The following is a 12,122-nucleotide window of genomic DNA, read 5'->3' as shown; positions in this document are numbered from 1 at the left end:
ACGTCGAGACGGAGTTGTTTGGCCAAAGCACTTCTCTCCCGTACTTGATAGCTCGCGATTGAGTGATGTGCACACTAGGCAATTCCGAGACTTTAGGCTATATTACACCGACGCCGAGAAAAACGCAACGCATGGGAAAGGGCATAGTAAGGCCGAGTAGAAGCCGCCTCACCAGGACAGGCTCCGGCTTGCCGCCATCCACCGCAGCCGCTCCATGCGCCTCCTCTTCGGTATTCTTTAACAAGGGGCCTTGCCGGGCCAGGCCCAGCCTGGGCGGTACCTTCTGACTTTCCGACTTCACTCCGCCGCCGGCACCACCCCTTCCCGCGCGGCGCTTGTCCTGTCCGGCTGCCGTCCTCTTTGCTCTCCCTCTCCTCCCTGGCTGCCTGACCAAGACAGGAAACGGCCAGTCCACCCTGGGTCGAGCCCGACCAGGAGGAGGAGTGCTTCCCTTTTTGCATTGTATACAGGCAAGGGGCTCTGGTCAAGAAAGCTGGCCTGAGTGGTCCGGAGGTCAGGGTCACTCAGGGTGGATCAATCTGGAGCAGGAACCGGCCTGAAAGCCGGCTCCCAAAGGGCCTGACCTCGCCGGCAGGCGCGGGAGAGCGGCTAGAAGAGGGGGAGGGTCCCTTGTGTCTAAAGGACCGGGCCATGCGTTATAACCGTAATGGGGTAGTAGAGACAGGCGACAGAGAGGTGAAATGAGGCTGAGCTGAGCTGGACTGAGCGGTTGCCCCTGGCTGGGGCAGACGGGCCGACAAAGGGCGGGCGAAAAAGGCCCAGAGCTGTTACCAGGCTAGCCTGCGAGCCGTTCTTCTGGCAGGTTATAGCGGCTGCTATAGCATAGAATAGGGAATATGCAATTCTGAGAGGGGCAGTGGCCGTTATGCATATTGGGATCAATGCACAGCTCCTATCCTACAGTCAGGGCTACCGGAACAGTGGCGTGAGCCGCTATATTCGCCGACTGCTGGAGGGGCTGGCTCAGGAGCCTGGTGAGCATAGTTATACTATCTTTGTCAATGGTCAAGAGGTGGCAGAGCAGCTGGCAGCAGTGGCGCGCCACCCCCAGTTGACCTACGTGAGCGCACCCTGGCCGGAAGAGCGGCCCGCGATGCGCGTGGCCTGGGAGCAGCTGAAATTACCGAGCGAGCTGAGTCAGCGCCGGATTGAGCTGCTGCACTCGCCAGTGAATGTGCTTCCGTTTCGGCTACCGGCGGGCTGCCGGGGGATCGTCACCCTCCACGATCTGGCGTTTCTGCGCTTCCCAGAGGTTCTGACAGGCCCGAAACGGCTCTATCAGCGCACCTTTACCCTGCATAGCCTGCGCCGGGCAAGGTTGATTGTCACCGTCTCGGAAAGCACACGACGCGACGCCATCGAGCTGCTCTCTCTGCCAGCGGAACGCCTGCGTACCGTCTATCCCAGTATCGATGCCCGCTTCAACGCCACGCACGGCGATGAGCAGGCCGTCCAGGCGCTGCGCGCGCGCTATGGACTCGAGAGCGGTTTTATTCTCTACATTGGGACGCTAGAACCACGAAAAAATCTTGATACGCTGATTGAAGCTTTTGCTCGCCTGAAGCGCCAGCAGGGGATTCGCGAGAAGCTCGTGCTGGCGGGCGGCAAGGGCTGGCTCTATGACTCGATCTTTGCCCGTGTCCGCAGCCTTGGGCTTGAGTCAGAAGTCCTATTCCCGGGCTTCATCGCGGACAGCGAGCAGGTTTTATGGTATCATGCAGCCACGGCCTTTGCTTATCCCTCCCTCTATGAAGGGTTCGGACTGCCGGTAGCGGAGGCGCTGGCTTGTGGGCTGCCGGTGGTCACCTCTACTGTCTCCAGCCTGCCCGAAGCGGGTGCCGGCGTGGCCCTGACAGTCGAGCCACGCGATGTGGATGCCCTGGCGAACGCTCTCTATCGGGCACTCAGCGACGAGGCTTATCGGCAGCACTGCCGCGCAATGGCCAGGACGGTGGCAGAGCGCTTCTCGCTACGCACCATGGCTCGCCAGATGCGAGCCGTCTATGAGGAGGCCCTCAGCCAGGAGCCGAGGCAGCCACCCCAGCCCAAGCCGTGGCCGCAGCACGAGGAGCGACATGTTTCTTCACTGGAGTGAGAAAAACGTTGAATAAAGCAGGACTATGGCCGTGAAAGGTAGCGAACTCTCACACGCACAGCTCTCCCGAAGGTCAGAGGCGGGCCCGTTGGCCGCGCAAGCGGGGTCTTCAGAGACGGCCGCAGCACCAGCAGCAGCCGCCGGCACCAGTACGATGATGGGCACCACGGGGGTGATGGGAGTAACGGGAGCCACTGGCCAACTGACGCGCATCATCTCTCAGCGACGCTCGCACCGGCGCCAGTGGCGCATCCTGGAATGCATCGTGATGATGCTGCTGGACGCGACATTAGTCGCGATCTCGTTCTACCTCGCTTACCTGATTCGCTTCCAACTGCTGTTTGAAAGCCCCTGGCTGGATCGCCTGCGCAGCGCGCTGACCGACGCCGGCCCCAGCCATGCCACCTTTATTCCTATCGATAAACTGACCGAGATGCAGATCGGCATCGTGATCGGGGCCATCGCTATCTTCGCCGTTCGCGGCCTCTATCGGTTGCGCCTGACCGGAACCTGGTTTCGCCAGATGTGGACGATCGTGAGTTCGGCGACGCTCGGCATGGCCTTCTTGATCACGTACTACTTCGTCTTTCAGCCGACAGCCAATTCACGCTTGCTGGTACCTTTTGTCTGGGCCACCTCGATCGTGCTGCTCTGCCTGGGACGCCTGATCGCTTCGGCGATCATGGGCACCCTCTATCAGCTTGGCCTGGGAGAGACGCGGGTGCTAGTGGTTGGTTCAGGTCGCCTGGCCAAGATGATCATGCAGCACATTACGGCCAATCCCAGCCTGGGCTATTCGATTGTGGGTTTTCTCCACGATCTGGAGAATCCGCCTGGCGACTTCGGCCGCTTTAAGATGTTGGGCACGCTGGATGACCTGGGCATGGCCATCCGCTCCATGCAGGTCGATGAGGTAATCATCGCTTTGCCCTCTCACCTGCATGAGCAGGTGATCAGGACCGTGCGCCTCTGCGAGCGGTTGGGCACCTCCTTTAAGCTGATCCCCGATCTCTACGAGCTAAGCCTCTCGCGCATCGATATGGAGTCGATTGAGGGGATCCCCCTCATCGGCATCAAGCAATCCTCGCTCAATCGCTGGCAGCGCGCCGTCACTCGGGCGGTCGATATCGCGGTCTCCAGCCTGGTTCTGATTCTGGGAGCCCCACTCTGGCTCTGCATCGCTCTGGCCATTCGCCTGGATTCGCCCGGCGGGGTGATCTATAAGTCGACGCGCATCGGGCTGAACGGGAAGCCTTTCCAGATGTATAAGTTCCGCTCGATGTACCAGAACGCCGATCAGATGTTGACGGCACTGCTCGACCGCAACGAGGCCCAAGGCCCGCTCTTCAAGATGCGGGCTGATCCGCGCATAACGCGGGTTGGGCGTTTCCTGCGTAAGCTGAGTCTGGATGAGATTCCCCAGTTCATCAACGTGCTCAAAGGAGAGATGAGCCTGGTTGGCCCGCGCCCGGCGCTACCGCGCGAGGTCGCCCAGTACGAGGAGTGGCAGAAGGGCCGGCTGGCTATTAAGCCCGGGATCTCGGGCCTGTGGCAGGTGCGCGGTCGCAGCGATCTGAGCTTCGACGAGGGCGTGCTTCTCGACCTCTACTATATAGAAAACTGGTCGCTGCGCCTCTACTTCCAGATCTTGCTGGGTACTATTCCAGCGGTTATCTTCAGGCGGGGTGCATACTAAAAGCGATGAGAGTGGCGCTCGTCCATGATTATCTGAATCAGATGGGGGGCGCGGAGCGCGTCGTGCTGGCATTGCATGAGCTGTTCCCAGATGCCCCCCTCTATACTTCTATCTATGACCCGAAGCGAGTCGATCCCGCGTTTCGGCGTATGGACATACGTACCTCTTTTATGCAGAAATTTCCGCTGGTGACCAGCCATCACCAGCCCTATTTGCCTTTCTATCCCTACGCGATGGAAAGCCTGGATCTGCGTGGCTACGATCTGGTGCTCAGCAGCTCCAGCGCTTTCGCCAAGGGGATCGTCACACGCCCGGAGACCTTGCATATCTGCTATTGCCATACGCCAATGCGCTGGTGCTGGAACTACGAGGAGTATGTGGAGCGCGAGCAGCTCGGAGGGCTGGCCCGCCGCCTCTTGCCCTTCCTGATCAGCCGCCTGCGCCTCTGGGATCAGGTGACAGCGGCCCGCGTTGACCACTTTATCGCCAATTCTCCCGTAGTGGCGGAGCGCATTCGCAAGTACTACCGCCGCGAGTCGGTGGTCATCCCCCCTCCGGTCGATGCCAGCCGCTTCAAGTTCGAGCCGCAGGCCCGAGGCAACTATTTTTTGATCGTCAGCCGCCTGGTTCCTTACAAGCGCATCGACCTGGCCATCGAGGCCTGCAATGCCCTGCGCCTGCCGCTGGTTATTATCGGGAAGGGGCGCGATCTGCCGCGCCTGAAGCGCCTGGCCGGCCCGACCATCCAGTTCGCCGGTCAGCTCAGCGATGCCGAGGTTCTGGATTATTTCGCCCACTGCCGGGCCCTGATTTTTCCAGGCGAGGAGGATTTCGGCATCACGCCGCTTGAGGCCCAGGCTTCGGGTCGTCCGGTGATCGCCTACGGAGCTGGGGGGGCCCTGGCTTCCGTCATCGAGGGCGTGACCGGGGTCTTCTTCCGCGAGCAGACGGTGGAGAGCCTGGCCGCCGTTCTGGCAACCTTCGATGAGCGGGCCTTCGATCCCTATACGATCCGTGAGCACGCTCTGGAGTTCGATAAGCCGCGCTTCCAGCGCCGCATCCAGCAATTCATCGAGGCGAAGCTGGCCGAGCGCCGGTCGGGCGAGCAGGCTCTGGCTCTCTCTTCGGCAGCAACGCAAGGCCGACCACCGGGGCAGGTAGGAACCCCCGGATCTTAATAGCGGCTCAGCAGGCCGCCTCTCCACTGACTACGTGTATGCTGATAAAGAAAAAAGAAGAAAAGAAGAAGAGGAGAAGAAGAGAGGAAGGATAGTCAATCGTGGAATTGCGAGCTTATTGGGGTGTCGTCAGGCGTCGTCTCTGGCTCGTTATCCTGGTAGTAGCGATCGCTGCTCTCTATGTTGCCTATCAGGGCTATCATCTGTGGAAGACGCCCGGTGCGCTGAAAGCCTACCACTCGACGGTGACGGTTCAGGTGGGCTTGCAACCGGCTCCTCGCAGCATGATTCCTAGCTATATCGAGGATATGCAGGTTGCAGAGGCGCTGGCCGACGCGGTGCCGAGTGTGGTCACGATGCCCGGTTTCGACCAGGCCGTTGCCAATCAGATCGGACAGGATATGCAGGCTATCCAGGCACGCTACGGCAGCAATCCGGACCTGGGAGACTGGCAGAATCCAGGGGCGATCGCCGGTGCGCTGTCGGCCAGTCGAGTGCACAATCTGGTGACCATCGATGTGAGCTGGCCCACCGCCCCGGGAGCCTGGGCTATTGCCAACGCCGTGGGCGAGGTACTGACGAGCCATCTGAATACCTATCTCGACTATATTATCGAGGGTACGCCGGGCACCGCTGTTAACGGGCAACAGTTGCAGCCGGCAGCCATCGGGCGCCTGGTAAGCCCGGCTTCCGACCCCGCACCTGGCTCTGGCTCGGCGGGGAATCGCTTGACGTTGCTGGCCGCGATTCTGCTCGTCTCCCTGATCATCGGTCTGGCTCTGGCCTTCCTGGTAGACTACCTGGATGACCGTCTACGCAGCGCCGAGGAGGTCGTCGAGCTACTGCAGTTGCCAGTGTATGGGGAGCTACCCAGAGCGCCACGGGCTGGGGAGCGCAGCGCAGAGCGACGGGTTCCACCGGCTCCAGTTTCCTGAGCCGGTGAAGATGCTCACAGCACGCGAACCTGCAGCTTCCTCGTCCTCGATCGGTGACTGAGCCAATCAAAGGGGGATGGCATGGATTCTCTCCCCGATCAGCGGACCGCCAGAGGAGCGAAGAGGCAAGCTGTGAGCTAGCTAGAAGCGACTCGACTAACGAAGAGGTGACTGGACGGCGGTTCTCTGCTCGACAGCCGCTAGCCGATCCAGGCAGGGGCTTAGCCGTCTGGCAACTCGGGAGATTGTAGCGTGGGTGAATCACATACGCAGATGCAGCCTTTGTTATGCGATTATGATCCCGGTTCAGACTATGTGGAGGCAGTCTTCTCGCTTTTTGCAACGATTCGCCTGAACTGGGAGAGCCAGCAGCGCTCGTTAGCACTGTTGTTGACCAGTCCGTCTCATCCAGAAGAGCAGGCGACAGTGGCAGCTAATCTGTCCATCGCTTCGGCTCAAAGTGGTCTGCCAACGGTGCTGATCGAGGCCGATGTGCGCCATCCCGGATTGAGCCAGCGCTTTGGCGTGAGTCAGGGGCCGGGCCTCTCGGATCTGCTGTTGCAGGATCAGGCTCTGGCTCCACAGCAGGTGAGCCGTTACCTGGTGCCAACCTTTGTACCTCACCTCTGGCTGCTGAGCAGCGGCACGGCCAGGATGCCCCACGGCCTGGCGCCGCAGGCGGCTCGCTTGCCGGAGCTGCTGCAGAGCCTGCGGCGTTTTCTTGAGGAGGGCCAGGGCCAGCCAGGCTTATTGGTGGTGCAGGGGACACCGGTTCTGGAAGGCGGCGACGCTTCGCTTGTGGGTGCCTGCGTCGATCAGACTTTCCTGGTGGTTGTTCTGGGAGGCAGCACGCGCATGGCCACCAAAAAGGCCAGCGAGCAACTACAGCGCGCCCGCGCCCACCTGAGCGGGGTGATCCTGGTTCAGAGATAGGCTGGCCGGATGTTTCTCAGCCCGCCAGACAAAATCTGGTCGAAGCGGCTTGCTTTCCGAGAGCTTCTCCACACATAATGTCCTTAAGGAAAACAGTCAAGGGCAGCACGGGCGCAAGCGAGAAAGCCTGGACACAGAGGCTGCCTGATACAGGGCATCGCTGGATAGCAGGTGAGCGAACGCCATGCTGTTACAACACGGCGGGAGGATTGCATGCCAGGACGCAGGGACTGGGATGAAGGGTCTCAGGAGCGCTATGAGGAGGATTTTGCCGAGTTCGACATAACCGAGGGGGCCAACGGCCACAGCGGTCGCGGCCGCCGGTCGGCAGCAAGGGGTCGATCTGCTGCCTGGTTCCCTGCAGAGTTTGAGCCGGAGCTTCCTCGCAGACCCAGACGGGGCTGGCTATGGTTGGGAATCGCCGCCGGCTTGGTCATCTGTGCGATCTGTGGCTTCATGGGCGTCTTTGCCGCTGTCAATCTGCAGACAGGCCTGAGCCTGAACAAGGATGCCGCGGTGACAGCCAGCAACTTCCTGGCCGCCTTGGGCACCCAGGATTATGCTCAGGCCTACCGCTACCTTGGTCCCCCCATGACGCTTCAGCCAGGCGCCCAGAGTAGCTTTATCGCTCAGGCCCAGCGTTACGACGCTTGCTTTGGTCCAGTTGTAGACTATAAGCAAGTCGAGGACACGACTGTCATGCAGGACAATAGCTGGAGTTCTACCTACGAGATCACTCGCAGCAAGCTCCAGCGCAGCTATCGCCTAACGCTCACCCTGCAGGAGGATAGCAATCACCAGTGGAGAATCGTAGACTATCAGAGCGAGGGAGCGGATAACGCCCTGGCTCCTTCCCAGCCGGCTTGCCAATGAGCAGCCGGCCGCTTGCGCGTGCTGCGAAAACAGAACAAGCGAGTAAGCACAGAAGAGGGCCAGTGGAAGAGAGCGCGCTATGCCCAGCCTGCGAAGCCTTCTCTTTCGTCATCTCGTGCGCCTTGGCTCGCTCAGCAATCGAGCTAATGTCGACCTTGCCCGGCTTCGGGCCAGCATGGAAAAAGGCAGTTGGTTTCTTTCCCTCTCGATCCCTCGCGGCACAGGTATTGAGCCGGTCGTCGCGGGCGGCGTTCCGGCGGAGTGGCTTTTGCCGCCTGCTCATGACCGCGAGAGCACCCTGCTTTTCCTCCACGGGGGAGCCTTCGTCATGGGTTCACCGCGCAGCCATCGTGGCCTAGCAGCGCGCATCGCGGCAGCGGCCCGGCTGCGCGCCCTGGTCATCGACTATCGACTGGCGCCCGAGCACCCTTTTCCGGCAGCGCTTGAGGACACGCTGAGCGCTTATCGCTGGCTGCTCCGGGAGCACTGCCGCCCCACGGAAATAGTCTTAGCCGGTGATTCGGCCGGCGGCAATCTGGTGCTGGCGACCCTGCTCGCCCTGCGCGCCGCCGGCGAGGCTCTGCCCGCCGCGGCGGTTTGCCTTTCGCCCGCCACGGCCCTTGACGGTAAGGGGGAATCGCTGCGCACGCATGCCGAGCGCGATCCAGTTCTGCGCGCCGAGACCATTGGTCCTCTGGTAGCGGCCTACGTCGGGGGCCACGATCCAGCGGAGCCGCTGCTATCGCCGCTCTATGCCGATCTGCATGGTTTGCCACCGCTGCTCTTACAGGTGGGAAGCGACGAGATCCTGCTCAGCGATGTGGTAGCCTTCGCAGAACGCGCCCGTCAGGCTGGGGTGGCCGTCGAGCTGGAGGTCTGGGAAGGAATGTGGCACGTCTGGCAAATCGGGGTTCCCTGGATGCCAGAAGCGAAACAGGCTATTCAGCATATCGCAGCTTTTATTCGTCGCCGTCTTGCTAAACAAGCACAGGCCGCCTGAAAAGCGCGTCTCCCCTTCCGCGTCGAGAAAAGAGGAAGAACAGGAGACGCGCCAGGCAGGGACTAGTACCAGTTGAGCAGGTTATCTTTGACCGCGCGGGCGATGATGAGGCGCTGGACCTGGCTGGTGCCCTCGACGATGGTGAGTTGGCGTGCGTCGCGATAGAAGCGCTCGGTCAGTGACTCATGCATGTAGCCCAGGCCCCCCATGATCTGGAGAGCCTTATCGCAAGCCTCAACGGCGGTCTCTGTGGCGAAAGCCTTGGCCATCGAGAGGAAGTGAGCGTGTTGGCGATCGGCTTTTCCTTCATCGACCAGCAGGGCGGCCTGGTAGGTTAGTAAGCGTGAGGCTTCGATGCGCATGGCCACATCGGCGATCATCATCTGAATGGCCTGGTGCTCGATCAGCGGCTGGCCGAAGGTCTGGCGCTGGCGGGCGTAGTCAACAGCATACTGAATAGCTCCCTCAGCGGTGCCAACACCGCGGGCCGCCACGCAGGGACGTACCGAATTCAGGTTCCACATGATGAGCTTGAAACCGTCATTCTCCCGTCCCACCAGGTTGCGAGCGGGCACACGCGCTTCCTCAAAGATCAGCTCACAAGTAGGCACCCCGTGGACACCCATCTTGCGGTCCTCTTTGCCAACCCGGAAACCAGGCGTGTCGCGCTCGACGATGAAGACGCTGAAGCCGCGAGAACCGGCCTGGGGATCGGTTTTGGCGGCGACAAGAAAGAAATCAGCGACGCTGGCACCCGAAATGTAGCATTTGGTGCCCGTCAGAATATATTCGTCACCCTTGCGTAAGGCACGAGTGGCAATATTGGCCGAATCGGAGCCGGCCCCTGGCTCGGTGAGGGCGAAGGCGCCGCGTAGCTCACCGCGAGCCGTTCCGGCACAGTATCTCTGCTTCTGTTCCTCTGTGCCCGCCTTGAGAATGGCACTGGTCGAGAGGCGCGTCAGGAGAAGGATGAGGGCACAGGCATTGTCGACCTTGGCAACTTCTTCAATGGCCAGCGCTAGCCCAAAGATGCCGGCACCGCTGCCCCCCAGCTCTTCGGGGAAGCCCAGGCCCAACAGGCCGGTCTCCTTGTAGACCTGGAAAATATCCTCGGGATAGACCCCGGTATCATCAAGCTCGGCTGAGCGAGGCGCAACGACTTCCCTGGCGATGCGTCTTGCTGTGTCGCGAATTAATTGCTGCTCTTCGGTCAGATAGAAATTCATCGCGCGTAGACTCCTTTACTGCAGCCGGAGATCCAGACTGGGTGGCAGAGCGAGAGACTCTGCGGTCCCGAAGCGGCAACGAGCGCCACTGCTCCTGCGGCTCATTATATCCCAAGGTAGCCGTTGGATGCCAGGCAGCCAGGTGCAGGGCAGGGAGGCGACTTGCCAGATGAGTCACGATAAAGCTATAATCGCAGTGGGAAGGTAGATCAACGATATGCCACAGGGGTCCCCTGCTTTCAAGCAGGGGGAGGAATGCGACACTCCTTCATGCATTTCCCGCTATCACAGGCCTGTGGCCTTGATTTCAGCAGGGGGCACCTATCGGAGCCGCTAAGCTCCGGTATGATACGCCCAGAAAACAGTTTTACCTGCTCGTCACGCCTGAAATCGAGGTGGCTGTACCTGAGTCCGAGACCCATCAGCAGAGTGCGGGCGTGGATATCGGGCAACGCTACCTGGCCGTGACCGCGCAACTCGACAAGGGCGTCTCCTTCTTTTCGGGAAGGCGCGCAAAGTGGACGTCCATTACACCAGCAAGGCCTGTCCCAGACGTGGGCACACTGCCAATGGCAACCGTCCCAAACATGGCCTGCTGTTCGTCTGTCAGAGTTGATATTATACCCTCCATGCCGATCTGATTGGCACCAGACAGAAACATTGCACAGCGAACGCTGCCTGTCCGGCAAGACTGGATGAGCAGGGGCGTCTTGTCAGGGCGCCCAGATGTGTCGTGCGGAGGAAGCCAAAGCCGAACGGCGGCAACGCTATTCGGAGTTGCGGCGGAGCACAGACACAAGCTCCCGCCTTGCGGCGTGGGTCCACTGACTAAAAAAAGAGAAGGGCTTTACAGGTGGTCTCTTGGGCCAGGTGCGGCCCTACAGACCGGCACCTGGTATCTCAGTACACAGCCAACCCGGTAGGGGAAGGTGGCACCAGAGGGAGATATGGCAAGATACCCATCGTTTTGGGAGAAGATCCCACAGCCAATTGTTGGCCTGGCTCCGATGGACGGAGTGACTGACGCGCCATGCCGCACTATGCACGGTCTCTATGGGCGGCCCGATCTCGTGATTACCGAGTTTACCAACGTTGAGGGCCTCTGGCGAGGAAGCGATCGCATCTTTCGCGATTTTCTCTACACGCCCGCCGAGCGGCCCGTGGTGGCCCAGATCTTCGGCAACAATCCTGAGTCTTTCTATCGCGCCGCTCATGTGGTTTGCGAGCTGGGCTTCGACGGCGTCGATATCAACATGGGCTGTCCGGCCAAGAGCGTCGCCAGCCGTGGCGGCGGCGCGGCCCTGATCCGCACTCCCGAGTTGGCGAAAGAGATCATCCGCGCCACCCAGCGCGGAGTGCGTGACTGGGCCAACGGCCAGACGCTGGAGGATTTGGGGATGGAGCCGGAACGCATCCAGCGCATCCGGCAGATGAACGAGGAGCGCATCCATCTCTGGGGCGACCAGCCGCGCCACGAGCGACGCTTGATCCCGGTTTCGGTCAAGACACGCCTGGGCTATGACTCGATCGTCATCAGGGATTGGGTCCAGCACCTGCTGGAGACCGAGCCATTTGCCATTTCGCTGCACGGACGGACATTAGTGCAGCACTACAAGGGAGAAGCGAACTGGGAGGCGATCGCCAGCGCCGCCGAGATCGTGCGCCAGACAGATACGCTGATTCTCGGCAATGGTGACATCCATTCGCTCTACGAGGCTGCCAGGCGTATTCGCGAAACAGGTGTGCATGGAGTGCTGATCGGGCGCGCCAGCCTGGGCAATCCCTGGATCTTCCGCGAGCGCGAGCGCATGAAGAGCCTGCTCAAGGCCGGCCTGGAGCCAACGGAGGCCGATCTTCCTCCGCCCAATCCCAGCCGCGAGGAGCGCCTGCTGATGGCGCTGGAGCATGCCCGCGTCTATACCCGGCTCAAAGGCGAGGACCATTTCGTCGAGCTACGCAAACATATGGGCTGGTATCTGGGCCACTTCCCAGGAGCCAAATATGTCCGTAACGCGCTGGTGCGCGTCAATAGCCTGGCGGAGGTGGAGGCGATCATTTACCAGGCGCTGGAGAATCCGCGGGCCTTCTCAGGGCCTGGTGGGGAGGAGGAGATGGCAGAAGAGGCAGTTTCCGCGCTTGATCTGAGCTGTGCTTGCTAGTCCTGG

Annotated in this window: 9 protein-coding genes; 8 read left to right on the top strand and 1 reads right to left on the bottom strand. The window is 60.9% G+C overall.

The window, feature by feature from the left end; all coding sequences use genetic code 11:
- Nucleotides 1–886: 886 nt before the first annotated feature.
- The 7 genes from ACFMO7_RS12895 to ACFMO7_RS12865 all read left to right on the top strand — a co-directional run bounded on the left by ACFMO7_RS12895 (nucleotide 887) and on the right by ACFMO7_RS12865 (nucleotide 8,731).
- Nucleotides 887–2,116, top strand: coding sequence for a glycosyltransferase family 4 protein (locus tag ACFMO7_RS12895; protein WP_376795889.1), 1,230 nt, complete (start codon nucleotides 887–889; stop codon nucleotides 2,114–2,116).
- Nucleotides 2,117–2,204: 88 nt separating this feature from the next.
- Complete coding sequence (locus ACFMO7_RS12890) at nucleotides 2,205–3,812, top strand: sugar transferase (protein ID WP_376795888.1); 1,608 nt, start codon at nucleotides 2,205–2,207, stop codon at nucleotides 3,810–3,812.
- A 5-nt stretch (nucleotides 3,813–3,817) separates the two neighbouring features.
- Nucleotides 3,818–4,990, top strand: coding sequence for a glycosyltransferase (locus ACFMO7_RS12885; RefSeq protein WP_376795887.1), 1,173 nt, complete (start codon nucleotides 3,818–3,820; stop codon nucleotides 4,988–4,990).
- 101 nt (nucleotides 4,991–5,091) lie between these two features.
- Nucleotides 5,092–5,925 carry a YveK family protein gene (locus ACFMO7_RS12880; RefSeq protein ID WP_376795886.1) on the top strand — a complete coding sequence of 278 codons (834 nt, stop codon included), beginning with the start codon at nucleotides 5,092–5,094 and terminating at the stop codon, nucleotides 5,923–5,925.
- 252 nt (nucleotides 5,926–6,177) lie between these two features.
- Nucleotides 6,178–6,858, top strand: a complete 681-nt coding sequence (locus ACFMO7_RS12875; RefSeq protein WP_376795885.1) for a CpsD/CapB family tyrosine-protein kinase — start codon at nucleotides 6,178–6,180, stop codon at nucleotides 6,856–6,858.
- A 213-nt stretch (nucleotides 6,859–7,071) separates the two neighbouring features.
- Nucleotides 7,072–7,731, top strand: coding sequence for a hypothetical protein (locus ACFMO7_RS12870; protein WP_376795884.1), 660 nt, complete (start codon nucleotides 7,072–7,074; stop codon nucleotides 7,729–7,731).
- A gap of 79 nt (nucleotides 7,732–7,810) precedes the next feature.
- Nucleotides 7,811–8,731 carry an alpha/beta hydrolase gene (locus ACFMO7_RS12865; RefSeq protein WP_376795883.1) on the top strand — a complete coding sequence of 307 codons (921 nt, stop codon included), beginning with the start codon at nucleotides 7,811–7,813 and terminating at the stop codon, nucleotides 8,729–8,731.
- A 62-nt stretch (nucleotides 8,732–8,793) separates the two neighbouring features.
- Here the strand turns inward: ACFMO7_RS12865 and ACFMO7_RS12860 are convergent, their stop codons facing one another.
- Nucleotides 8,794–9,957 (bottom strand): acyl-CoA dehydrogenase family protein, encoded by a 1,164-nt coding sequence (locus tag ACFMO7_RS12860; protein WP_376795882.1) that lies wholly within the window; start codon nucleotides 9,955–9,957, stop codon nucleotides 8,794–8,796.
- A 947-nt stretch (nucleotides 9,958–10,904) separates the two neighbouring features.
- On the opposite strand from ACFMO7_RS12860, the gene ACFMO7_RS12855 reads away from it, so the two are divergent.
- Nucleotides 10,905–12,116: a tRNA dihydrouridine synthase gene (locus tag ACFMO7_RS12855; RefSeq protein ID WP_376795881.1), complete on the top strand. Its 1,212-nt coding sequence runs from the start codon at nucleotides 10,905–10,907 to the stop codon at nucleotides 12,114–12,116.
- Nucleotides 12,117–12,122 lie beyond the last annotated feature (6 nt).

The organism is Thermogemmatispora sp. (assembly GCF_042408735.1).
Classification (GTDB): domain Bacteria; phylum Chloroflexota; class Ktedonobacteria; order Ktedonobacterales; family Ktedonobacteraceae; genus Thermogemmatispora.
Note: the sequence above shows the minus strand (reverse complement) of the source record. Positions and strands in the feature narration are given on the sequence as shown.

Bases quoted from the DNA above. Each gene is read 5' to 3' on its own strand.
- ACFMO7_RS12885 (WP_376795887.1), top strand. From the start codon at position 3,818: ATGAGAGTGGCGCTCGTCCATGATTATCTGAATCAGATGGGGGGCGCG.
- ACFMO7_RS12870 (WP_376795884.1), top strand. From the start codon at position 7,072: ATGCCAGGACGCAGGGACTGGGATGAAGGGTCTCAGGAGCGCTATGAG.
- ACFMO7_RS12895 (WP_376795889.1), top strand. From the start codon at position 887: ATGCATATTGGGATCAATGCACAGCTCCTATCCTACAGTCAGGGCTAC.
- ACFMO7_RS12855 (WP_376795881.1), top strand. From the start codon at position 10,905: ATGGCAAGATACCCATCGTTTTGGGAGAAGATCCCACAGCCAATTGTT.
- ACFMO7_RS12865 (WP_376795883.1), top strand. From the start codon at position 7,811: ATGCCCAGCCTGCGAAGCCTTCTCTTTCGTCATCTCGTGCGCCTTGGC.
- ACFMO7_RS12860 (WP_376795882.1), bottom strand. From the start codon at position 9,957: ATGAATTTCTATCTGACCGAAGAGCAGCAATTAATTCGCGACACAGCA.